A 24,068-nucleotide genomic window follows, 5' to 3' on the forward strand; every position below is an offset into this window, starting at 1 on the left:
TACCGCATATTTTTGTTGTTAGCGCTTATCCTTAAAGCCCTAAACACATGTATTTAATGGTCATGAATTCTTCAAGACCATATTTTGAGCCTTCACGCCCAACACCTGATTGTTTCACACCACCAAATGGTACAACTTCATTTGAAATTGCTGTGGCATTCATACCGACCATTCCATATTCAAGCTGTTCTGACACTCGCCATAAACGTGAAATATTTTCGCTATAAACATACGCAGCCAAACCGAAGATCGTGTCATTTGCTTGAGAAACGACGTCTGCTTCATCTGTAAAGCGAATAAGCGGCGCAACTGGACCAAAAATTTCTTCTTGGACAATTTCCATTGTACGGTCAACGTTCGTTAGAACTGACGGCTCATAAAAGGTTTGCCCTAAAACATGCTGTTTACCACCGCAAGCAATTTTAGCGCCTTTGCTCACTGCATCATCAATCAACTGCTGTGCTTTCAAAACTGCTTTTTCATTAATTAATGGACCAATTTGCACACCATCTTCAAGTCCATTACCGACTTTAAACTTTTGTACTTCTTGTACAAACTTCTCGGCAAAAGCTTGATAAATATTGTCGTGTACATAAATGCGGTTAGCACAAACACAGGTCTGGCCTGCATTACGGAACTTGGCAAAAATCGCGCCTTGTACAGCTTTATCTAAATCGGCATCGTCAAACACAATCAGAGGCGCATTACCACCTAACTCAAGCGCCAATTTTTTAATGGTGCTTGAACACTGCTGCATCAGTAGGCGTCCTACTGGAGTTGAGCCAGTAAACGTCAATTTCTTCACTTTTTCATGCGAAGTAAATACAGAACCAATTTCTTGAGATTTACCGGTAACAACATTAATTACACCAGCTGGAATACCTGCTTTTTCGGCAAGTTTCGCAATCGCTAAAGCACAGTAAGGTGTTTCATTTGCTGGCTTAATCACTATCGTACATCCAGCTGCTAAAGCTGGTGCTGCTTTACGCGTAATCATAGCAATTGGGAAATTCCACGGCGTAATAGCAGCCACAACCCCCACAGGTTCTTTATTAATAATAAAGCGCTGCTGGTTATTTACGGTTGGAATCACATCACCATAAATACGCTTGCCTTCTTCGGCAAACCATTGAATAAAGGATGCAGCATAACGCACTTCACCTTTTGCTTCTGCCAAAGGCTTTCCTTGTTCAATAGTCATAATGAGAGCAAGTTCATCGGTATGATCGAGAACCAGTTTGTACCAAGCCAATAAAATATCTGCACGGTTTTGGGCAGTTAAAGCTTTCCAGCTTTGCAAAGCCGTATAAGCAGCCTCAACTGCTTGAGTCGCCTCAGCCGCTCCCATATTTGGAATTGTGCCAATTTCTTCGCCTGTTGCAGGGTTAGTTACCGGAACCGCCGCATTCGACTGTGCAGCTAACCATTGTCCGTTAATATAGGCTTGTTGCTGAAATAATTCAGTACTTTGTAAACTCGACATATCATCTTCCTAATTGAAGAGTCAGGTGTAAGTCATCTTTACACCTGAATAAATCCATTTGTTTTATTTGTGATGCTGCGCCACTAAATGTTGGAAGTAAGCAATACCATGTTCACTAATTCCTGAACGTTGCTTATCAGTCATAATACGGCCTTGGCCTCGATAACCACGTGATTTCAAACCACGTTGTACACTTTCTACCAAGTTCAAATCTTCAGGACGGAATACATTGCGATACCACTCAATTAAGTCTTTCTGATCTTGAGTGAGTTCTTCGTTGGTGAAGTAAATATCGTAATGTTGCAAGGTCGTTTCTGCATCTACTGGAAACTCATAGATCACCGTCATGAAATTGCTACCCGGTGGTACGTTGAACATGGTGCAAGGCCAAGTCCAGAAACCGTGAAATTCAGGATCAGTGACCGATGGATCAAGCTTAAATGACTTCTCAGATGAACGTGCAAAGCCATATTGCAATGTCCAGTTCTGATGTGTGGTATGCCAATATTTATCAACTTGTACGGAGTCAGCAAAACCAGGATGCGCTGGTCCACAGTGGTAACATTCTAGATAATTATCGACAATTACTTTCCAGTTTGCTGGCGTTTCTGTCACGAAACGTGCTGCCAGTTTCAAATCTTTAATTACGCTACATGCTTGATTTAAACGCTCAGCAAATTCCGGAAGCTGGTCTTCTACGCATGTCGCACTTTCATCCATATTAATGAAAACAAATCCTGCATATTCCTCAACTTTTAAAGGCACCATGCTTGAGTTTTCTTTATCGAAAGATTCGACATGGTCACAGTTACGTGCCAAAGCTAAGCTACCATCTAGCTTAAAAGTCCAAGCATGATATGGGCAAGTAATTACATTTTTTGCTTTACCACTGCCACTTAAAAGCTCGTGACCACGATGTGGACACACATTATAAAACGCACGTAAAACACTATCTTTACCACGAATGATGACAATATTTTCACCAATTACTTTACGGGTAATATAGTCATTCGGTTGTGCCAATTCACTGCCATGTGCAACACAAATCCAGCTTTTAGCAAAGATTGCTTCTTTCTCATGCTCAAATACTTGCGATGAAGTATAGAAAACTTTAGGGAAAGTCCATGCAACATCTGGGTTTGCGCAAAAATCTTCAGGTAATTTTTCAACTGCACTCATGTTATTACTCCATTAAATTCTTTTCGTCCAAATGACTCGATATTAAATTGATGTCTTTTCGACACTGCCAAACATGCGACGTATCGCACTCAGCATGTTTTGATATAACTGTTGAACTTCAGGGCAATCACGCATGAGACGTAAACTGCCATGTAATAAACCTTTGCCTAAATGGAACTCGTTAGGGATACCTGCTTGTTCCAATTTTTGGGTAAGGAAATAACCGTCATCACTTAAAGGGTCATACTCTGCAACGGCTACAAAACTCATAGGCATATCTGAAAAATCATTTACCAATAAAGGTGCTAGACGTAAATCCTGCCAATCTTGTGAATTCGGTGCATATTCCTTTAAATAAAAATGCATATCTTCCGTTGTAAGTAACGGCGCATGGGCATGCTTTTGTGCGGCTGGTGTATCAAGTGCTGTAGTTAAACACGGATAAACCAAAGCCAGACCTTGAGCTTGTAAACCACTATGCTGTAGATGCACTGCAAGAGCTACTGCTAAGTTACCGCCTGCGCTATCGCCTGCTAGAACGATATTTCCGCTATCAATCTGCCAATCAGAACCATACTCTTTAAGCCATTGATAAACTGCTAAACAATCTTCAAAAGCTGCTGGAAAGCGATGCTCTGGTGCCATGCGGTAATCCACACTAATGACAACTGCATTTAAGTCCTGACATAAATAACTGGTAATAAACTCATGTGAATCGAGGCCACCCACCATCCAACCGCCACCATGTAAATACAACACACATGGCCAACCAGCTTCAGGTCGTTTAGTTTTTGGTGAATAGATGCGAACAGGTACAGGATGCTCTGCATTTGCAACAACTCGGTCTTCTACTTCGATCTTGCCATCACGAGGCAAAGTGTAGTGTCGACACATCGCGTCATAGGCCGCGCGGACTGAGTCAATATCTGCATCTGCTGGTGAATAAATGCTGCTCCAATACACAAGGCTTTGCATTTCTTCACTTAAAACATACGTGGTCTGTTCACATGTAGTCATTACCGTTCCCTCTAGCTGGTTTTTCTGTCCAGTTTGATTGAGCTTGCAAGCTCAAGCTGCATCCGTTTTGCATGTTCATCTTGAGTCTGGTTTAAACCAATTTCCACATCATCATAACCTTGTTGCTCAATTAAATGTGATGGGACTTTGGCATAATCCTGAATCAACCATTTCACTAAGCCATAGGTCTGAATCAGAATAATCACAATGAATGGTAAAGCTGTCACAATAGTTGCCGTTTTCATGGTGTCTAAAGGTGCCTTACTAAAGATCATGGCAATTGGAACCAAAGTCAGCATGACACACCAGAACAGACGTGCGTTTGGCGATGGATCTTGCCCTTCACTTAAACCACGTGTACATGTTGCTGAAACCGCATACCCAACCGCATCCATATGTGCTGCCAAGAACACCACCATAATGCCGAGGAAAATCCACATCATCAGCTTTCCAGCAGGTAATAGGCTGAGCAATTGACCAATTGCAACCTCACCACCCTGTTGGCTTAAGATTTGCGGTACATTAACAGCCCCATGAATAAAGCTATAAACGCTGTAGTTTTCAAACACACCAAAGATGAACCAAAGACCAACACTACCGCCAATTACCATGGCAAAGATCACCTCTTTAATAGTACGGCCTTTAGAAACACGCGTTACGAACAGTGCCACACCCGGTGCATATGAAATCCACCACAACCAGTAAAATACAGTCCATTCACGGGTAAACTTGCCATCACCCATTGGGTCGGTAAACAAGCTCATGTCGACAAAGTTGGTTGCCATTAATCCAAAACTCATTAATGAATTATTCAAAATGAATTGAGTCGGACCAAAGCAAAGTACATAAATCGCAAATAACACTACACCTAAGCACACCATGTGGCTTAAACGCTGCATGCCCTTGTCCATACCTACATACGAACTAAGTGCAAACAGAACCGAAACTGCCAAAATAATGATGACTTTAGTCATAAAGGTATTTGGGATACCTGTGAGTTGAGACAAAATATTGGTAAATGTCACGGCGGTGAGTACTAATGAAATCGTCAATGCACCAAACATGCAAAGCAAGAACATAAGGTCAACTAAACGTCCAACCACGCCGGTTGATTTAAAGCCTGTCACAGCTTCAATCACAGATGCCAAACTTAAGCCTTTATTTTTTCTCACATGATAGCTGTAGCACAAAGAAATTGATGCCAAAGCATAAATTGCCCATGCACTTAAACCTGAGTGAAAAAACGAGTAAGCCACGCTATATTTCAATGCTTCTGCTGACTCAGGCGGTAAGCTCAAACCCGGAGTTTGATAATAGTAAGCCCAGTCCAAAAAGCCCCAGTACAATGTAGAAGACCCGATACCCGACAAGATGAACATAAAAATCCATGACATCGTGGTGTATTGAGGCTTTCCTTCACCGAGTTTAATTTTGCCGTATTTACTAAAAGCTAGACCAAAAGTAAAAATAATGGCTAAAAAAGCAAACAGTAATACTGGGGTTGTAAATACCGATGTCGTCCACTGCATCCATGTTGCAGCAATCTTTATCGACTCTTGCGAATAAATCGCCAAACCAGCAACTGAAATAAATACAAACAGTAAACTGGTTACGGCAAGAACTTTATCCGTATAAATTTTTGTGTTTTGATTATCCATATCCATACATCCATTTTTGGATGGCGTTATTCCATAGCGAACACGTCCATTTTAATTTGGGCTACACACGATGCAATTGCATCTCCTACCTCATAAGTTTTTGCCTGACCACCGATATCGGCTGTCTTTGGCCCATTAATTAATACATGCTCAATCGCCTGCATAATGTCCTGACCTGCTTGAATGCAACGTTCGTCTTCTTCGCCAAAGAATTCGAACATCATGGCACCTGACCAAATCGCAGCGATTGGATTGGCAATTTGTTTACCGTAAATATCTGGTGCCGAACCATGTACAGGTTCAAACAATGATGGGAATTTTCTTTCTGGGTTTAAATTTGCCGAAGCAGCCAAACCAATAGTTCCTGTACATGCAGGGCCTAAATCGGAAAGAATGTCGCCAAATAAATTCGATGCAACAACCACATCAAAGCGTTCAGGTTGTAAAACAAAACGAGCTGCTAAAATATCAACGTGCTGTTTATCGGCTTGAATTTGTGGATATTGTTTTGCCATCGCATCAACGCGTTCATCCCAATACGGCATGCTGACGGCAATACCATTTGATTTGGTCGCTGCTGTAATTTTTTTCGCATCACGCTGATTTGCAAACTCAAATGCATAACGCAAAATGCGATCTACGCCATGACGTGTAAATACGGCTTCTTGTAAAACAAACTCTCGATCTGTTCCTTCAAAAGCCTTACCACCAATGGCTGAATACTCACCTTCACTGTTTTCACGGACCACGTAGAAGTCGATATCACCCGGTTTTTTGCCTACTAAGGGACATTTAACACCCGGCATTAAGCGCACTGGACGTAAATTCACATATTGGTCAAAACCGCGACGGAACTGGAGCAACGACCCCCAAAGTGAAATATGGTCAGGTACTTTATCTGGCCAGCCTACAGCGCCAAAATAAATTGCATCGTAGCCCTGCAAAGTTTCAAACCAGTCATCTGGCATCATTTTGCCGTGCTCAAGGTAGTAATCGCAGCTTGCCCATTCAAATGCATCTAACTGAAGCTCAATGCCGTACTTCTCTGCTGCAGCCTTTACAACCTTAATGCCTTCTGGTAGAACTTCTAAACCAATGCCATCGCCTGCAATCGTGGCAACTTTATATCTTTTTGCCATAAGCTTCCTTCACACCTTCGACTAATATCCTTGTATGGCTTAAACATGATGTTTTAAGCAAAAATGATCAACAACAGAACTATCACTCCAATGGACACGGATCGTGAATAATCTACCTAACCTATCGGATTTAAAGGTTTTTTGCACAGTCGCCAAACTAAAAAGTTTTGTCGAATCTGCTGAGGAACTTGGGACTTCGCCAGCTTTTATTAGCAAGCGAATTAATATTTTAGAAAACACGTTGAGCTGCAAACTTTTTCATCGCAGTACGCGTCATGTCAGCCTAACGGAAGATGGCAAACTTATTCTTGAGAGAGTTTCAAATATTCTTGAAGAATTTGATGAAGTTTGTGAACTGGTGAATAACCCGCTGAGTACACCTACGGGTCGTATGGATATTATTAGTAGCTTTGGTTTTGGCAGAAAACATATCGCACCGATTCTGTCTAAATTAATGATGCTTTATCCAAAGCTTCAAATTCATTTTGACACCATCGACAATACCAAAGACCTGATTCAACACAGTATTGATTTGGACATTAGAATTGGTAATGAAATCGCACCGAATATGATTGCGAAGAAGTTAGCTTCCAATTTTCGGATTTTATGTGCGGCGCCGAGTTATTTACTTAAACACGGCGTACCAGACAGCATTCAAGATTTGCAAACACATGATTGTTTGACAATTAGTGAACGCGATCAATCTTCAGTTTTATGGAAATTTAGGCATGCCTCTGAAGATGTCGCAGTACATATCAAACCACGCTTTGTTTCGAATAACGGCGAAATTATTCATCAGCTTGCTATAGAAGGTCATGGCATTATTTTCCGTTCAATTTGGGATGTTGCAGATGAATTGATTACAGGTCAACTCCAGCATATTTTGCCTGAATATTGGCAAGATGCAGATATATGGGCGGTTTATCCATCACGGCTTAAAAGCTCATCTAAATTACAAACCTGTATTTTGTTTATTCAAAACGAATTGCTCAATCGTTTACAGCATGTTCAAAACCTAAACCGAGGACAACTCATTTCTCCGGCAGTTAAAAGAGAACCACCACCTGAAAAAGTCTTTCTATGAAAAAAAGCCCTAAGTGAGGTCTATTCACTTAGGGCAATAAATCGCTTTTAAATTTTAAAAATAATATCCGATTGAAAGATAAAATAATTTATCCCAATCATTACTGCTACCTTGTGCAAGACCATCAGCCCCACCACCCACCATTGGATCATTTTTACTCATAATGTATTCACCCTGAATACCAATAGCTTTGTAATTAAAATAAACCCCTGCTATTAAACGTTCAGAATCTTTATAGCCATCCTCGTCTTTAAAAAAGCGGCTATGAGAGATATAAGGCTTAATATTTTCAAGTTTGTGGAATGGTTTAGCAAAGGTATAGTTAATTTCATTAACCAAATATTTACCTTTATTGGCAACTTGATATGGATAATCAAATGCTCCAATGGTTGAGCTATTTGGCAATAAATCATCCCCATTCGTCACATCTTGCTTACCAGCTAAAAACATCCATTGCCATGCCTGATATTGCGTTTGAGCAAATACATTCCATGATTTGCGATGCCCATCTTCATCAGTTCTTTTATTTTCTAAATCAGAGTACCAAACTGAACCACCTAACTCGATCGAAAATTTTTGAGCTTTATCAAGTTCAAATTTTCTAGATCCTCGAGCAATCCACATATTCTTTTCTTCGATATTAGTACCTGTGGTTAAATCATCAGCTTCCACAAAGTTACCACTGTATCTGCTTGAGTCCTTTGAGGTTCCCTTATAATTTCCGCCATCAGTTGGATAGAAACCTAAGGTCAAATTGTATTTATCATCTGCAAATTTATATTTAATCCCCAGATTATCAATATCTTCTAAACCAACGGTATTTAAAAGCGTTTCGTAATAACTACTTCCCCAAAATTCACCAAAGCCAAAATCAACGGGTTGCAAACCTGCCGTGATTCTCTGCTGATCAGATAATTTATAACCTACCCAAGCTTTTTTTAGAAAAATCGCATCACACAAGCGATCATATTGATAACAACGAGCATCTGCCCCTGCAATCCAATCTGGATTTTCATAACCTAGCACTAATTTAATATCAGTTAATCGCCAGTCATCATTTTGAGAACCTTCATTTGCATCAACCACATAATCTTTATGCAAATAACGAGAACGTACTGCGCCAGAAACTTTAAATTGTCCCGATTCCAAAGTTGGATCTCCCCAACTTAAATCAGCCGCAGAAGCCTCTACTCCCGCCGTTAAGCTTAAAATTCCTAAAAATAATAATGACCTTTTCATGTCTTCAACATCCTTGTTAAGTGTTATAAGAACATGAAGAAATTGATCTAGACAAGCAATGCCATAACTATAAAGTCGGTCTTTACAAACTGTGTTTAATCAAAAAATGAGCATAAAAAAAGACCACGCAGGAGCGTGGTCTATAAAATGGTGGCTATGACGAGACTTGAACTTGTGACCCCCGCATTATGAGTGCGGTGCTCTAACCAACTGAGCTACATAGCCGAAAACTGTGCGCGCATTATCTTAACTTCTTTAACGCACGTCAAGAAAAATTTTAAATAAAATGAGGTGAAGTGAGCCTATAAGCCGGGTTCTGTCGAGGATGGTCATTCCTCTAGGCGTACAATCACTCATACGCTCAAGCGACCTACCCGAATCCAGTACGGGCCGTACCTCAGGATTCCTATTTGGTCTTGCTTCTGGTGGGGTTTACCATGCCGTGAACTGTTACCAGACACGCGGTGCGCTCTTACCGCACCCTTTCACCCTTACCTCACGAATGAGGCGGTCTACTCTCTGCTGCACTTTCCGTCGGCTTTCACCGCCCAGGCGTTACCTGGCACCCTGCCCTATGAAGCCCGGACTTTCCTCCCCTGCTTCAGTCACGAAGACCTCCACAGCAGCGACCATCCAGCTCACTTCAGGGGCGCATATTAACAAATTTATTTACTAATTGCTTGTGCTTTTTTGAGCAATTAATTTTTTATATTTGTCGAATAGCTCATCTTCCGTCTCCACATGCTGCGGATCTTTAGGAATACAGTCCACTGGACAAAATAACTGACATTGCGGCTGGTCATGATGACCAACGCATTCAGTGCATAAATCTGGATGAATTTCATAAATCACTTCACCCATGAAAATAGCTTCATTTGGGCAAACTGGTTCACAAACATCACAGTTTATGCATTCATCGGTGATATATAACGACACTTTACCAACCTTGTTGATGTTTACGTTCAAAGGCCTCAACCACAGCTTGCGGAACAAACTTGGTTACATCCCCTTTTAAACGAGCAATTTCCCGAATTAATGTCGAAGAAATAAATGAATACTGCTCAGATGGTGTTAAAAATACTGCTTCAAAATGTGGGTCAAGTTGACGGTTCATATTGGCAAGTTGAAATTCATATTCAAAATCAGAAACTGCTCTTAAACCACGAAGTACTGCTGTTGCCTTTTGCTCTTTGAAAAAATTAACCAGTAGACCATCAAAGCCTACAAATTCAACATTTGATAAATGGCTGAGTGATGTTTGGGCCAGTTCAACTCTCTCTTCTAGACTGAACAAAGGGTTTTTATGATGTCCAATTGCAATTGCTACTACAACCTCATCAAACATTCTTGATGCTCTAGTAACTAAATCAACGTGTCCATTCGTGATGGGGTCAAATGTTCCAGGATAAATTACACGCGTTTTAGACATCCGCTAGTACTCTAATTGTATTGTGAACCTATTTTAGCAAAAGTTATACATGAGGCGAAATATTGACGTGCAGGAAAAACTTCACCTTAGCATCAGTTTACGGCACAATAGGCATAATTGTGGAAGTTTGAATTATGGCGAAAGCGACAGTAGTGAAAAAACATAATGGCGGAACCATCGCACAAAACAAACGTGCCCGCCATGATTATTTTATCGAAGAAAAATTTGAAGCTGGTATGTCTTTACTCGGCTGGGAAGTAAAGTCTTTACGTGCTGGTCGCATGAGTTTGACAGAAAGTTATGTCATTTTTAAGAATGGTGAAGCGTTTTTATTTGGTGCACAAATTCAACCGCTCCTTTCGGCGTCTACTCATGTAGTACCTGAAGCTACACGTACACGTAAATTATTATTATCACGCCGAGAACTAGAAAAGCTAACAGGTTCAGTGAACCAAAAAGGTTACTCATGTGTTCCTTTAGCATGTTATTGGAAAGGTCACTTGGTTAAACTTGAAATTGCTCTGGTGAAAGGTAAACAGCTTCACGACAAACGTGCGACTGAAAAAGATCGCGATTGGCAGCGTGATAAAGCTCGTATATTTCATAAGTAATTAAATAAAAAGCCTCTTTTTAGAGGCTTTTTTATATCGCGGAATTTATTAATTTAATCTATATAAGAGTCCAGCAATATATTCGCCAAACCATTTAGCTGTATCTAAATCACCTTGTGGAGGAGTAATTTCAACAGGTGCATTATCTGACTGTGTCATTAAACCTAAACAACTCGATAATCGGTTTAAATCTTTTTCACTATGCCCAGTCGTCATTAAAGGTAAACCTGACCAAAGCATGCCATGTTGCATCGCAAAAATATTTAATTGTTGTAATACCGCCAGTTTATCGCCACTCAACCCACCTGAGTTTGCAAATCCAGCTGCAAGCTTCCCTTGCCACAAACGCTCTTTCCAACGTTTAGAAGTACTGTCCATAAACTTTTTAAAGTCAGCGGTCATACTTCCCATATAAGTAGGCGAACCAAAAATAATACCGTGCGATGCATCAAGCGCATCCCAATCAATATGTTCAATATTCATTAAATGTACTTTTATACCCATCACCTCTGCACCAGCAGCAATAGCGGAAGCTACCTTCGCGGTATGACCATATGGACTGTGGTAGACAATAGAGAGATGTTTTTCAGGCAAAGACATAAGATTAAAATTTTGAGCGATTTTTTCTATTTTATCATTTTATTAACACTTGCTAAACCTTCATCTATAAATATGAAATAAGAGAGCCATTTAAGGAAGTTATCAAAACTTACATAAAAACAAACGTAGCCATACGTCCTGTCTTCGCATCACGACGATAAGAAAAATACTCATCACCCTGTTGATAAGAACATTGATCTCCACCTAAGACTTTTTGCACACCTAGACTTTGCAAAATAAAGCGAGCAATCGCATATAAGTCTGCATGAAATTTATTTGGAGCCACGCCCTCAACAAAAGCTACTTCCAATTCTGGATATTTATCACAAAAGGCAGCTTTTACTTCAGCCCCAATTTCAAAACAAGGTTGACTGATTGCAGCTCCTAACCATGCCCAAGTTGGAGGATTTTGCATAGCTGTAACTGTATTTTCAATAATGCCACCTGCTAAACCACGCCACCCCGCATGCAAATTAGCAACTTCACTGCCTTCGGCATTTCCCAACACGACAGGTAAGCAATCGGCCGTCATCATCATTAAAGCATGACCTTTCGTTTGAGTAACTAAACCATCACCAATTAAAGCTTTAAAGGGAATTTGTTCATTTACAGTATGGCAAATCGTACTATGCGTTTGGGTCATCCATGTCATTTTTTTAACACCAAATTGCGCAAACTCATCTAACAATATCATTCGATGCTGTTGAACACGTTGTGCCTCATCTTTGACATGTAAAGCCAAATTAAAGCCAGATAATTCAAGTTGATCCGTTGGTAATGCCAAAGGATGTTGAACACGTGTCTGCCCTACAAATACGCCTTGAGGTAAACCTTGAACAAATTCCATATGCACGTCCTTAATATGCAGCGTTTTCTGAACGCAACACATTCACTAAATGTGTAAAATCTTCAGGCCACGGCGCTTCAAACAGCATTTCTTCACCAGTACGAGGGTGTTTCAAGCCCAATTTCGCTGCGTGCAATGCCTGACGTTTAAAACCACGTAAAGTTTCAATGAGCAACTCAGATGCACCAGCTGGCACACGTACACGGTTCATATAAACCTGATCGCCAATCAAGCCATAACCAATGTAACTAAAATGTACACGGATCTGATGTGTTCGTCCTGTTTCAAGACGAGCTTGTACACGGGTAAAATCTTTAAAACGTTCTTTTACATTGTAGTGAGTTACTGCATCTCGTCCACCCGGTAAAATTGCCATTTTCACACGGTCAACTGGGTGGCGTTTGATTGGTTCATCAATCGTACCGCCAGCAATAATATTTCCATAAACAACCAAGTCATATACACGGTAAACCGTTTTATTTGCCAACTGTTTACTTAAAGAAAATTGAGCTTCTAGGCTTTTTGCAACAACCAGTAAACCGCTGGTATCTTTATCAATACGGTGTACTAAACCAGCGCGCGAAAGTTCTGCCAATTTTGGGAAATGGTAAAGCAAAGCATTCACTAAAGTTCCAGAACTATTGCCTGCTCCTGGATGTACCACCATGCCTACTGGCTTATTAATGACTAAAATATCATCGTCTTCATAGACAATATTAAGTGGAATATTTTCAGGTTGACTCGTTGTCTGAGCTTCAAGCTCTACTTCAAGCGTAAGTAGCTCTGTTCCTTCACAACGGTGCTTAGGCTTGACAATGTTACCATTCACCAACAGATGGCCATCCTTCAACCATTGCTTGAGCTTTTCACGTGAAAACTCGCTCCATACCAAGGCTGCTACCTGATCGATACGTTGTCCCAGATAGGTTTCATCTAGCTGAACTTGCAACGATAAACGTGTTGCAGTTGTATCAGAAGTATGGTTATCTGCATCCTCAGAATCTTCAAGTAAATTGAAGTCGGTTTCAGAGAAGTTTGTGTTTGAAGATTGTGCTGAAGTCATTTGATCATTGAGATAAAAGTGGTTTAATAGCGCAATTGTAGCTCATTGCCCAACATAACAGAGGAGTTTTTATGTCGCTACCACGTTATAAAATTACGATGCTTGCCTTATCTTTAGGCGTAGCGTCTGCATTTGTGGGCTGTAGCAGCAATCCAAGTAAAAAAGAAGTGGTCGATACTGGCCCTCAATCTAGTGAACAAGCTTACTTCGAAAAGGCCCAAAAGTCGCTTGACCGTGGTCAATATCTTGATGCGACCAAGTCCTTAGAGGCAATCGATACTTATTATCCGACTGGACAATACGCTCAACAAGCACAACTTGAACTTCTATATTCGAAATTTAAACAAAAAGATTATGAAGGCGCGATTGCCTTAGCAGAACGTTTTATTCGTTTAAATCCTCAACATCCAAATGTGGATTATGCTTATTATGTTCGTGCTGTTGCCAATATGGAGCAAAACTACGACAGTTTGATGCGTTATACCTCTTTACAACAGTCACATCGTGATGTGAGTTATTTAAAAGTTGCGTATCAAAACTTTGTTGATTTAATTCGTCGTTTCCCAAGTAGCCAATATTCTGTCGATGCTGCTCAGCGTATGAAATTCATTGGGCAAGAACTTGCCGAAAATGAAATGACTGCTGCTCGCTTCAACGTTAAACGTAAAGCTTGGATCGCCGCTGCAGAACGTTCGCAATGGGTGATTGAACACTATCCACAAACACCTCAAATTCCAGAAGCTTTAGCCACTTTGGCATATAGCTATGACAAGTTAGGTGATAAAGCTACTTCCCAACAATATATTGAAGTTTTAAAGCTTAATTATCCAAACCTTGTGAAAAAAGACGGCACAGTTAACATGCGTGCTGCTCGTAAAGAAGGTAACTGGATCAACCGTGCAACTTTAGGTATTTTCGGTCGTGAATCGACTGCTGCAACGCCAGAGAGCACAACTGAAGCAGAAGCTCCAAAACGTGGTTTCCTCAACCGTGTTAGTTTTGGTTTAATTGGTAATTCAGATAAAGAAGAAACTGAAGCACCAGAACAAACACCTGTTGAAGCTCCCAAGTCTGAACGTAGTTGGACAAACCGTTTAAGCTTCGGTTTATTAGACAAACCTGAGTCACAAGCAGCAGAAAATACAACTGTTGCACCAGCTGTAACCTCTACTGAAGCTTCAAATGATGAGGCAACACAAGGTGCGGATGGGGCTGCTCAATAAGTTTAAGCTTTAAAAAACATCAACAAACAGGCAAGTGATATCACTTGCCTGTTTGTTTTTATAAAATATTAAAATATTTATTGGGCATATCTCGATTCATCATGTCAGAATATTCTGACTCACTGTCTCATCAAGTTTTAATACGGTTATCTGAATTATGGCAATTCCACAGCATACGATTGATCAAATTCTAGATCGCACAGATATTGTCGATCTGATTGGTCAACGTGTGAAACTGAAAAAGACCGGACGTACATATTCCGGCTGTTGCCCTTTTCATCAAGAAAAAACGCCATCATTCCATGTCTACCGTGACAAACAGTATTATCACTGCTTTGGTTGTCAGGCTAACGGAAATGCAATCCGTTTTCTTATGGATATTGATAACCGAAACTTTATTGAGGTAATGAAAGAATTATCGAGCAGTACCGGAATTGAATTACCTAAAGATAATACTGAGAATAAAAAACTATCTTATACCCGTCAGGTTACAAAGCCACAGCCACCCGTTACTAAAACAAATGCGGCAGAGCCTGTAACTCCACAACAACCAAGTGATGAAAGCTACAACACGCTTGAACCCGTATTTTTTGATGACCCTTTTGCTCAGTTCGAACAGCCATTTAGCTTTGATGAACCCGTTCAAGAAGGTAATTTATATGACTTACTGGAAAATGTTGCTCAATTCTATGAGCAACAATTACCAACAAGTCAGAAAGCTAAAAATTACTTTAAACAGCGTGGACTAACCAATCAGACTATTCAATTTTGGCGCTTAGGCTATGCTCCAGAAGACTGGCAACATCTAGAAAAAGCCTTTCCTTATGACATTGACGGATTAAAACAACTTGGACTTATTCGCTCAAGTGATAATGGGCGTGATTTTGATTTGTTACGTAACCGCGTCATTTTCCCAATTCGCGACCCTAAAGGCCGAGTGGTTGGTTTTGGTGGGCGTGCTTTAAATGATGAAATCAAACCTAAGTACATTAACTCGCCAGACTCAGAAGTCTTTCATAAAAATCAGCTACTTTATGGACTTTATGAAGGTAGAAAGCTTAAATCTAGCGATTGGTTAATGGTTGAAGGCTATATGGATGTCATTGCGCTTCAGCAATATGGCATTACCGGAGCTGTGGCAACTTTAGGGACTGCAAGTAATACTGAACACCTTAATATTTTATTTAAACAAAATAGTCGTATTACGATTGCTTTTGATGGCGATGCAGCAGGTCAAAAAGCTGCGCGCAGAACTTTAGAAATTGCTTTACCCCTTCTCAATGATGGTCGTGAACTCAAATTTTTTGTTCTACCGAATGATCACGATCCCGACTCTCTCATCCGTCGAGAAGGACTCGAAAATTTCCAAAAACTATTACAACAAGCCCCTCTTCTGTCCGATTTCGTGTTTGCGCACTTAACAGGTCAACACGATATCAGTACACCTGAAGGGAAAAGTTTAGTCATGGGTGAACTCAGAGAGCTCACCGAGTTATTGCCTAAACAAGGTTCTTTCCGTTACTTACTTACTCAATCTTTCCGTGAAAAACTCGGATTAGGTAAACGTTTTACTCCACAAATCAGCCACGATGCCTCGCTCTCATTTAACATCCATACAAAAGATGAAGACTTTGCGATTGCAATTTTAATGCATCATCCTTTTCTTTATATTCACTTTGAAGGATTACGGGCTTATATTCACCAAGATGAATTATTAGCCAAAGTACTGGCAATCTTAAACCGTATTTTTGATGATTTACCAGATGACCAAGAGCTGGCAACTTATTATGTGCTTGGTGCTTGTAGTAGTTACTGTCATGAAATCGCCGATATTATGCAAAGAACCAATATTCAAGCATTAACACAGGCTCCTGAAGTAGCTGACAAGTTAGCTAAAGAATATTCATTAAGTCTGCAAGAAAGATATTTACGTCAAAAACTGAAATCACCGATTTCTTTAATTGAATCAAGAAATCTAAGACAACAATTGAATGAATTAACAAAACAAATTAGCTTAAAGCTGTTGTCTTAATGTTTTGGCTTACGCTCATGATCAAATACATCCTGTAAATGCTGTTGTAACCATTCAAAATAATCAGGATTTTCTGCTTTGGCGGCTTCACGTAGCAATATCGATGTAGGATGTATAAGCTTTTGCGTCAAACGGTGTGCAAATTGCTGTAACACCTGTTCGGCATTCTCACCATGATGCAAAGCTTCTAGTGCATGTGTAAGCTCTTGTTGACTAATTTCTTCACTGTGTTGGCGGTAAGCATGAATTGTACTACCCGCCTCTTTAACCTTTTGATGCGTAATAAGCTGAGTAGCTAATTGATTAACCATGACCTCTGCTTCAACAGCCGCCTGACGACGTTGAGCAAGGTTCTCATCAATCACACTTTGTAAATCATCAACACCATATAAATAGACCCCATCAAGTGCTTCAACTTTAGGATCTATATCACGTGGTACCGCCAAATCAACCATTAACATTTGTTGGTAGCGGCGTTTTTTTAATGCGGCCTTAACATCAGAATAAGCAATAACTTGATATAAACTTCCAGTACAACTCGACACAACATCAGCACGATATAAATTCTCTGCTAATGCTGAAAACTCAATAATTTCAACTTCAACCTGATGTGCAATCTCCTGAGCCAGCTGGTCAGCACGCTCACGGCTACGATTGCAAATAATAATCTTCGCGACACCCATTTCAGCCAAATGCTTAGCAACCAAGCTATTCATTTCACCCGCAGCAACAACCATTACGGTAAGCTTTTCAGGCTTACTAAAAACCTGTAAGGCCAGTTGTGCAACTGCATAACCCATTGAAACAGCATGACTACCTACCGCTGTTTCGGAACGTACCCGTTTAGCTGCATAGAAAGCGTATTCAAAAACACTATTTAATTCAGGAGAGACCGTTTGAGCTTCTTTAGACAATGCCAAAGCACTTTTAACCTGCCCTAAAATTTGTGGCTCACCAAGCATGAGAGAGTCTAGACCACTCGCCACTCGCATTAAATGTGTAATGGCCTGCGTGTTCTCGTAACGATAAACATGATGAATTAACTGCTTTACATCAATATTATTGGCATCGGCTAACCATTTTAGAAGGCTTTCGGCGTTTTCAGCCATGGCATAAACTTCTGTACGGTTACAGGTCGAGACGACCACCAAATCCTTTAGGCTTTGGTGATGGCGTTGTTCGGCAAGCAAACGACTTAATCGCTCTGCATTGAAAGCAATTTGTTCGCGGAGTTCTACAGAAGCTGTTTGATGGTTGACACCCAATGCAAAGAAAGACATATCAGATCATCATTTCGCTAAATTTATGCTATTGTGCAACATCGGTGTCATAAAAAGCATTACTTTGGATCAATAAAAATTGCGTCAAATGAATAGCCGTATTAATTTTAACGGTGCTTCGATAAGACAGTATTCTACCACATTCTTGTTGTTAGGTAGCATGTCCTCGTATGTCTATGCACGTCCTGTGCAAGAGACCTATGCCGTGCATTCATTTGATCAGGCCCTAGAGCAAACGATGGTCGCTGAATTTGCTCTAGCTTATGACGATATTCCAAACGCTTTGCATAATTACACAGTGCTCGCAATTAAAAGCAACTCTACATCAATTAAGCAGAGAGCTTTAGACGTTGCACTTGAATATAATGATTTACAAGCTGCTTTAAATATTGCTACACACTGGGTAGCTCAAGAACCTAAAGATGTACCAGCTTTATTTTATTTGTCACATATTGCTTTAAAAACGCACGAATATCAGCTTGCTGCTGAGACATTAGATAAAATTTTAAAGATAGATCCCACTGCCGATTTAGAACAAATTTTAGCCAGCATTGCTCCAGAAAATGCGCAAGATCGAGAAGTACTATTAACAGCTTTACGTTCTAGCGCAGAAAAAGATAATCCTTCTATTTTGGCACTCATCGCCAATTTAGAAGCTCAAAATGGTCAATTACAAACTGCGCTAACTAACATTAACAAAGCATTACGTCGACGTCCTAAAGTAACGAGCTTTATTTTAATGAAAGCAAACTTACTTATTGCTCTCAGCGATCAAGAAGGTGCGCTTAAATGGTATGCAAAGTCGAGTCGTAAAAATAAGAAAAATTTAGATATTCGATTAGCTGAAATCCGCTATCTCATACAAATTAACCAATCTCAGCTTGCGTTAGAAAAACTTGAAAAGATTATAGAAACTAACCCTAAAGCTGAAGAAGCCTTATTTATTGCAGGCTTAACAAGTATTGATTTAAAGCAATATGACAAAGCGGAACAATATCTTGTTGACCTACGAAACTCGGCAAAATATCAAAATGAAGCGTATTACTACTTAGCTATTAATGCGGAGCGTAAACAGCATTATGAAACTGCAAAAGCATACTATCGTTTAGTTGATGGCAGTTTATATGTGGTATCTAGACGAAACTTGATCACAATATATGATAAACAAGAAAATTTACACGATGCTTTACGGTTCCTTACTCAAGAACGAGTAAATTATCCTCAACATGCAAGTTTCTTATATCAAGCCCAAGCTGAAATCTTAAAGAAAATGGGCAATAAAAAAGCTGCACTAAATCTATTAGATGAAGCAATTAAAAACCTACCCGACGACCCAGAACTGATTTATGCGGAAGTTTTATTACTTGATCCATATACGGACCGTGACAAGCTGGACAAAACCTTAAAACAATTATTACAACTTGAGCCCAACAGCCCAACGTATCTAAATGCATATGCTTATACACTGGCACTGCAAAACCGTCGTTTAAAAGAAGCACGTCAGTATGCAGAGCAAGCATTAGAATATGCGCCTGAACAGGCCTCAATTCTTGATACGCTAGGTTATATTGCATTTTTACAGAACGATTATGAAGCTGCGGCGGAAGCCTTAGGCAAAGCGTATGAACTTAGCCATAATATAAATATTGGCGTTCGTTATGCTAAAGCTTTGTATATGCAAGGGTCACTCACGCAATTTAGCGCAGTGTTACAACAACTTAAACAAAAACATGCCAATGATCCACAATTACAACAGCTTGATGCGTTAATTTTACCTACATCTGCAAAAAAGAGTTAAATATATGAGCAAATTTGCCCAACTGTGCACAGCGATCTGTGGATCAAGTGTATTATTTCTAACCGGTTGTCAGCATTTTACTCAACCAAAACCTGCGGTTACCCAACAAGTTCAAGACGAAAAACACTTTAATTTGCAAGGTAAGATAGGGGTTCGTACACCACAGCAAACCGGTAGTGCTTTTTTTACCTGGCTTCAACAGCAAGATAATTTTGATATCGAGTTAAGCGGTATTTTAGGCGTTGGAAAAACCCAAATTCAGGGTAAACCGGGCGAAGTAACTTTAAACAGCTCTAAAACAGGACTTATTAGCGCAGCCTCTCCAGAAGAACTTTTAGAGCGAGCAACGGGTTGGCAAGCACCAATTACACACTTAACGAGCTGGATTTTAGCAAAACCAGCAACGCTAAATGCTCAAATTACGAAAGATGCTGCAAATCGAGTGAGCCAACTGGTTGAAGATGGCTGGATGGTTAATTTCAGTTACGATGGTGAGCAAACTTTGCCGAACAAACTGGTTTTAAAGCAAGCTCTTGCTGAAGATAAAGAAAACCGTATTACAATGGTCATCCAAAATCGCTAAGTCTAATTATATAAATCTATGATTCGAGTTCCTTCCCCTGCTAAGCTCAACCTGTTTTTACATATTACAGGCCGACGTGAAAATGGTTACCATGAGTTACAAACCATTTTCCAACTGATTGATTTATATGATTGGATGATATTTACACCGACTTTGGGCGAAGAAATCGAAATTGATGGATTGAATGAAGTTCGACCTGAAGAAAACTTGATTTATCGGGCAGCTCAAATACTAAAACCACATGCAAAAAAATTTTGTGGTTTGCACATCAAAATTGAAAAAAATATTCCAATGGGTGCGGGTCTAGGCGGCGGTTCATCTAATGCCGCCACAACGCTTATTGTGTTAAATCAATTATGGGAATGTGGCCTAGAGCAAGAACAACTTGCGGACTACGGTGTAAAGCTCGGTGCTGATGTTCCAATTTTTATTTATGGTAAAAATGCATGGGCTGAAGGCATCGGTGAACATTTATCATTCATAGACTTAGATCAAAAACAGTTCATTATTTTAAAACCTGATTGTTTTATCAGCACTCAATTGCTTTTTTCACAAAAAACATTGACAAGAGACTCTAAGACCACTAAATTTTGCGCCTATCAGTTAGAACCTTCTAATTTTGGAAATAACTTTGAGCCACTGGCTCGGCAGTTATACCCTGAAGTAGAAGAAGCAATGCAATATTTAGATCAGTTTGGTCAAGCAAAGCTTACAGGTACAGGTGCTTGTGTTTTTATTGAAGTAACGAATGAAATGAATATTGATGAAATTCTTAAGCATTCGCCATGTAAATCTTACTTGGTAAATAGCTTAAAAGAATCTCCTCTTAATCATTTTAAGGTTACACGTTAGGGGCGTCGCCAAGTGGTAAGGCACCGGGTTTTGATCTCGGCATCCGTTGGTTCGAATCCAGCCGCCCCTGCCAACCTCACCTGTAATGATGATTATATTAGGGGCGTCGCCAAGTGGTAAGGCACCGGGTTTTGATCTCGGCATCCGTTGGTTCGAATCCAGCCGCCCCTGCCATCATATATATCATCGAATTTAGGGGCGTCGCCAAGTGGTAAGGCACCGGGTTTTGATCTCGGCATCCGTTGGTTCGAATCCAGCCGCCCCTGCCATTCTCTTATTTTAAAGATAGACTTAATTGCTATGCTTTTTGTTGATTAATCTTGACATTGCATTGCAAAAATATTAAAGTTCTGCCGCATTAGGGGCGTCGCCAAGTGGTAAGGCACCGGGTTTTGATCTCGGCATCCGTTGGTTCGAATCCAGCCGCCCCTGCCATCTATTTCATTACATACCAACCGCCAAGGGTGCTTCATGCCCAATCTTGTCGTTTTTAGTGGAAATGCTCATCCACAGTTCGCTCAAAAAGTCGTAAGTCACTTACATATCCCTCTAGGTGCTGCATCAGTCGGTCACTTTTCTGATGGAGAAATTTCAGTAGAAATTACTGAAAATGTTCGTGGTAAAGACGTATTTATCGTTCAGCCTACTTGTGCCCCTACCAATGATAACCTTATGGAAATCTTGGTTATGGCAGATGCTTTGCGTCGTGCAAGTGCTGGTCGTATTACCGCTGTTATCCCTTATTTTGGTTATGCTCGCCAAGACCGTCGTCCACGTTCTGCACGTGTGCCGATTACAGCTAAAGTTGTCGCAGACATGCTTACCACTGTTGGTATTGACCGTGTCGTGATGATCGACTTACATGCTGACCAAATTCAAGGTTTCTTCGATATTCCAGTCGACAACATCTACGGTACTCCTGCTTTGCTTGCTGACTTACGTCAACAACAACATGACAACCTTATGGTGGTTTCTCCTGACGTTGGTGGTGTAGTACGTGCTCGTGCTGTTGCCAAACAGATGGGTGACATCGATTTAGCAATTATTGATAAACGTCGTCAAAAAGCCAATGAGTCGCAAGTTATGCACTTAATTGGTGACGTAAAAGATCGTGATTGCGTTATCGTAGACGATATGGTCGATACTGCTGGTACATTGTGTAAAGCAGCTGATGCGCTTAAGCAATTTGGTGCACGTCGTGTAGTTGCATACGCAACTCACCCTGTACTATCAGGTAAGGCTATTGAAAACTTACGTAATTCAGTTATTGATGAACTGGTTGTGACTGATACCATTCCTCTTTCTGAAGAAGCATTGACCTTAGGCAAGATCCGTCAGGTTTCTGTTGCTAGCATGGTTGCTGAAACGATTCGTCGTATTAATAACGAAGAGTCTATCAGTGCAATGTTCGATAGTTTATAATATTGCAGCTTTTTATAAACCCTAGCCTTGGCTGGGGTTTTCTATCACTAAACTGGTCGCAAGTTTAGTCTTTTAAACTTTAATGAGGATTTACTCATGGCAAACTTCGTATTAAACGCTCAAGCGCGTGCTGAAGACAAACAAGGGAAAGGTGCGAGCCGCCGCCTTCGTCGCGAAGCTTTAATTCCAGCTATCATTTATGGTGGCAACGCTGAGCCTGTAACTGTTACTTTAGAACTTCGTGAGCTTGTAAAAGCTTTAGAAAGCAATGCTTTCTTTGAAGAAGTTGTAGAAATCAAAGTGGGCGACAAAGTTGAAAACGTTAAAATCCAAGCGTTACAACGTCACCCATCTAAAAACACTCCTATGCACGCTGACTTCAAACGCGCATAAGTGTTTAAAGGCGTAGATTAGTGTCAAATATTTCGCTAATTGTTGGTTTGGGCAATCCTGGTTCAGAATATGCCCAAACCCGCCATAATGCAGGTTTTTGGTTCATTGAACAGCTTGCAGACAAATATGGCATTACATTAAAAAATGATCCGAAATTTCACGGAATCAGTGGACGTGGTAATATAGAAGGGCACGATGTCCGTCTACTTCTACCCACTACATTTATGAACCGTTCTGGACAAAGTGTAGTTCCATTTGCAAAATTTTATCAAATTGCTCCCGAAGCAATTTTGATTGCTCATGATGAACTTGACATGAACCCTGGTGTAATTCGTCTTAAAACAGGCGGTGGACACGGTGGTCATAACGGTTTACGTGACATTGTCCCTCATATTGGTCCAAATTTTCACCGTTTACGTATTGGTATCGGACATCCTGGCTCGAAAGAGAAAGTTTCAGGTCACGTACTTGGAAAAGCACCAAGTAGTGAACAAAGTCTGATGGATGCAGCAATTGATCATGCCCTTTCTAAAATGAAGCTACTTGTTCAAGGACAAGTTCCACAGGCCATGAATCAAATTAATGCATATAAACCCACTTAAATTGTTGAACAATCATGCTTGCTATCTTGCTTTTTTAGGAGCAAAATGCGCATCAGCCACTTTGCCAACCGCAAAAGCTAAAGATTTCACCATAAGATCTATATCTTAGGTCTACTCAGGAGACGCTAGCCATGCTATCTCGTTTATTAAAATGCAAAATTCACCGTGCAGTTGTAACCCATGCTGAACTTCACTATGAAGGTTCTTGTGCAATTGATGGCGTATTGATGGACTTAGCTGGTATTCGTGAATATGAAGAAATTCATGTTTGGAATGTAACCAATGGCAAACGCTTCACAACTTATGCGATTCGTGGTGAAGATAACTCTGGAATTATTTCAGTAAACGGCGGTGCTGCACATCAAGCAGACGTTGGCGATTTAGTAATTATTGCTACATTTGGTGATTTTACTGAAGCTGAAGCAAATATTCATAAACCACGTTTGGTATATGCTAATCCAAATAATACAGTCAACCACACAGCGAATTGCATTCCTGTTCAAGTTGCCTAATTTATTTTAAGAATAAAAAGCC

At 40.3% G+C, this 24,068-nt stretch carries 23 protein-coding genes, 5 tRNA genes and 1 other RNA gene; 15 read left to right on the forward strand and 14 right to left on the reverse strand.

The annotated features are described in order from the left end of the window. Positions 1-31: 31 nt before the first annotated feature. The 5 genes from ACTJJH_RS14275 to ACTJJH_RS14295 all read right to left on the reverse strand — a co-directional run bounded on the left by ACTJJH_RS14275 (position 32) and on the right by ACTJJH_RS14295 (position 6,476). On the reverse strand, positions 32-1,483 hold the full coding sequence (locus ACTJJH_RS14275; RefSeq protein ID WP_440601325.1) for an NAD-dependent succinate-semialdehyde dehydrogenase: 1,452 nt from the start codon (positions 1,481-1,483) through the stop codon (positions 32-34). A 63-nt stretch (positions 1,484-1,546) separates the two neighbouring features. Further along, complete coding sequence (gene cntA, locus ACTJJH_RS14280; RefSeq protein WP_033848324.1) at positions 1,547-2,662, reverse strand: carnitine monooxygenase subunit alpha; 1,116 nt, start codon at positions 2,660-2,662, stop codon at positions 1,547-1,549. Between the two features lie 42 nt (positions 2,663-2,704). Next, positions 2,705-3,679, reverse strand: a complete 975-nt coding sequence (locus tag ACTJJH_RS14285; RefSeq protein ID WP_440601326.1) for an alpha/beta hydrolase — start codon at positions 3,677-3,679, stop codon at positions 2,705-2,707. Positions 3,680-3,690: 11 nt separating this feature from the next. Beyond that, the gene (locus ACTJJH_RS14290; RefSeq protein ID WP_075383853.1) at positions 3,691-5,343 is read right to left on the reverse strand and encodes a BCCT family carnitine transporter; all 1,653 of its coding nucleotides are present in this window, start codon (positions 5,341-5,343) and stop codon (positions 3,691-3,693) included. Positions 5,344-5,363: 20 nt separating this feature from the next. Further along, a complete protein-coding gene (locus ACTJJH_RS14295; protein WP_199978223.1) occupies positions 5,364-6,476 on the reverse strand; it encodes a tartrate dehydrogenase in 1,113 nt (370 codons plus the stop codon). Positions 6,477-6,579: 103 nt separating this feature from the next. Between ACTJJH_RS14295 and ACTJJH_RS14300 the strand changes: the two genes are divergently transcribed. Next, the gene (locus ACTJJH_RS14300) at positions 6,580-7,560 is read left to right on the forward strand and encodes a LysR family transcriptional regulator (RefSeq protein WP_311082535.1); all 981 of its coding nucleotides are present in this window, start codon (positions 6,580-6,582) and stop codon (positions 7,558-7,560) included. Between the two features lie 54 nt (positions 7,561-7,614). On the opposite strand, the gene ACTJJH_RS14305 is transcribed toward ACTJJH_RS14300, so the two are convergent. From ACTJJH_RS14305 to coaD, 5 genes are all read right to left on the reverse strand, one after another. Next, positions 7,615-8,799: a porin gene (locus ACTJJH_RS14305; protein WP_440601327.1), complete on the reverse strand. Its 1,185-nt coding sequence runs from the start codon at positions 8,797-8,799 to the stop codon at positions 7,615-7,617. 148 nt (positions 8,800-8,947) lie between these two features. Then, positions 8,948-9,024, reverse strand: a tRNA-Met gene (locus tag ACTJJH_RS14310). Positions 9,025-9,088: 64 nt separating this feature from the next. Continuing rightward, positions 9,089-9,444: RNase P RNA component class A (rnpB, locus tag ACTJJH_RS14315), an RNA gene on the reverse strand. Between the two features lie 27 nt (positions 9,445-9,471). Continuing rightward, positions 9,472-9,735: a YfhL family 4Fe-4S dicluster ferredoxin gene (locus tag ACTJJH_RS14320; protein ID WP_005070936.1), complete on the reverse strand. Its 264-nt coding sequence runs from the start codon at positions 9,733-9,735 to the stop codon at positions 9,472-9,474. Position 9,736: 1 nt separating this feature from the next. After that, complete coding sequence (gene coaD / locus ACTJJH_RS14325; RefSeq protein ID WP_005070938.1) at positions 9,737-10,228, reverse strand: pantetheine-phosphate adenylyltransferase; 492 nt, start codon at positions 10,226-10,228, stop codon at positions 9,737-9,739. Between the two features lie 134 nt (positions 10,229-10,362). Between coaD and smpB the strand changes: the two genes are divergently transcribed. Continuing rightward, complete coding sequence (gene smpB / locus ACTJJH_RS14330; protein WP_002120348.1) at positions 10,363-10,839, forward strand: SsrA-binding protein SmpB; 477 nt, start codon at positions 10,363-10,365, stop codon at positions 10,837-10,839. A 48-nt stretch (positions 10,840-10,887) separates the two neighbouring features. On the opposite strand, the gene ACTJJH_RS14335 is transcribed toward smpB, so the two are convergent. The 3 genes from ACTJJH_RS14335 to rluD all read right to left on the reverse strand — a co-directional run bounded on the left by ACTJJH_RS14335 (position 10,888) and on the right by rluD (position 13,349). Next, entirely contained in the window at positions 10,888-11,439 is a 552-nt protein-coding gene (locus ACTJJH_RS14335) for a flavodoxin family protein (RefSeq protein WP_032038597.1), read from the reverse strand. Between the two features lie 109 nt (positions 11,440-11,548). After that, positions 11,549-12,286 (reverse strand): peptidoglycan editing factor PgeF, encoded by a 738-nt coding sequence (pgeF, locus tag ACTJJH_RS14340; protein ID WP_320124574.1) that lies wholly within the window; start codon positions 12,284-12,286, stop codon positions 11,549-11,551. A 10-nt stretch (positions 12,287-12,296) separates the two neighbouring features. Then, the gene (gene rluD / locus ACTJJH_RS14345) at positions 12,297-13,349 is read right to left on the reverse strand and encodes a 23S rRNA pseudouridine(1911/1915/1917) synthase RluD (RefSeq protein WP_005075271.1); all 1,053 of its coding nucleotides are present in this window, start codon (positions 13,347-13,349) and stop codon (positions 12,297-12,299) included. 71 nt (positions 13,350-13,420) lie between these two features. Here rluD and ACTJJH_RS14350 point away from each other — a divergent pair, with 71 nt between their 5' ends. Beyond that, positions 13,421-14,572: an outer membrane protein assembly factor BamD gene (locus tag ACTJJH_RS14350; RefSeq protein ID WP_032038600.1), complete on the forward strand. Its 1,152-nt coding sequence runs from the start codon at positions 13,421-13,423 to the stop codon at positions 14,570-14,572. A gap of 157 nt (positions 14,573-14,729) precedes the next feature. Beyond that, on the forward strand, positions 14,730-16,604 hold the full coding sequence (locus ACTJJH_RS14355) for a DNA primase (RefSeq protein WP_440601328.1): 1,875 nt from the start codon (positions 14,730-14,732) through the stop codon (positions 16,602-16,604). Here ACTJJH_RS14355 and hemA read toward each other — a convergent pair. Then, entirely contained in the window at positions 16,601-17,884 is a 1,284-nt protein-coding gene (gene hemA, locus ACTJJH_RS14360; RefSeq protein ID WP_440601329.1) for a glutamyl-tRNA reductase, read from the reverse strand. The two genes, ACTJJH_RS14355 and hemA, sit on opposite strands and share 4 nt — an antisense overlap. An 88-nt stretch (positions 17,885-17,972) precedes the next feature. Here hemA and ACTJJH_RS14365 point away from each other — a divergent pair, with 88 nt between their 5' ends. The 11 genes from ACTJJH_RS14365 (at position 17,973) to panD (ending at position 24,046) form a co-directional block, all read left to right on the forward strand. Next, on the forward strand, positions 17,973-19,682 hold the full coding sequence (locus ACTJJH_RS14365; protein WP_440601351.1) for a tetratricopeptide repeat protein: 1,710 nt from the start codon (positions 17,973-17,975) through the stop codon (positions 19,680-19,682). A gap of 4 nt (positions 19,683-19,686) precedes the next feature. After that, entirely contained in the window at positions 19,687-20,265 is a 579-nt protein-coding gene (gene lolB, locus ACTJJH_RS14370) for a lipoprotein insertase outer membrane protein LolB (RefSeq protein WP_440601330.1), read from the forward strand. An 18-nt stretch (positions 20,266-20,283) separates the two neighbouring features. Continuing rightward, positions 20,284-21,117, forward strand: a complete 834-nt coding sequence (gene ispE / locus ACTJJH_RS14375; protein WP_440601331.1) for a 4-(cytidine 5'-diphospho)-2-C-methyl-D-erythritol kinase — start codon at positions 20,284-20,286, stop codon at positions 21,115-21,117. Beyond that, positions 21,116-21,190: transfer RNA gene (locus ACTJJH_RS14380), tRNA-Gln, on the forward strand. Before ispE ends, ACTJJH_RS14380 begins: the two co-directional genes overlap by 2 nt. Before the next feature lie 26 nt (positions 21,191-21,216). Further along, positions 21,217-21,291 (forward strand) — tRNA-Gln (locus ACTJJH_RS14385). A gap of 20 nt (positions 21,292-21,311) precedes the next feature. Next, positions 21,312-21,386: transfer RNA gene (locus ACTJJH_RS14390), tRNA-Gln, on the forward strand. A 91-nt stretch (positions 21,387-21,477) separates the two neighbouring features. Further along, positions 21,478-21,552 (forward strand) — tRNA-Gln (locus tag ACTJJH_RS14395). Positions 21,553-21,588: 36 nt separating this feature from the next. Beyond that, entirely contained in the window at positions 21,589-22,539 is a 951-nt protein-coding gene (locus ACTJJH_RS14400; protein ID WP_002120445.1) for a ribose-phosphate pyrophosphokinase, read from the forward strand. 96 nt (positions 22,540-22,635) lie between these two features. Continuing rightward, positions 22,636-22,932 carry a 50S ribosomal protein L25 gene (rplY, locus tag ACTJJH_RS14405; protein WP_002120443.1) on the forward strand — a complete coding sequence of 99 codons (297 nt, stop codon included), beginning with the start codon at positions 22,636-22,638 and terminating at the stop codon, positions 22,930-22,932. Positions 22,933-22,952: 20 nt separating this feature from the next. Then, positions 22,953-23,534 (forward strand): aminoacyl-tRNA hydrolase, encoded by a 582-nt coding sequence (gene pth / locus ACTJJH_RS14410; RefSeq protein WP_440601332.1) that lies wholly within the window; start codon positions 22,953-22,955, stop codon positions 23,532-23,534. Between the two features lie 131 nt (positions 23,535-23,665). Next, complete coding sequence (panD, locus tag ACTJJH_RS14415; RefSeq protein ID WP_002120296.1) at positions 23,666-24,046, forward strand: aspartate 1-decarboxylase; 381 nt, start codon at positions 23,666-23,668, stop codon at positions 24,044-24,046. Positions 24,047-24,068: the final 22 nt, after the last annotated feature.

The organism is Acinetobacter sp. 22301 (assembly GCF_052045285.1).
GTDB lineage: Bacteria > Pseudomonadota > Gammaproteobacteria > Pseudomonadales > Moraxellaceae > Acinetobacter > Acinetobacter pittii.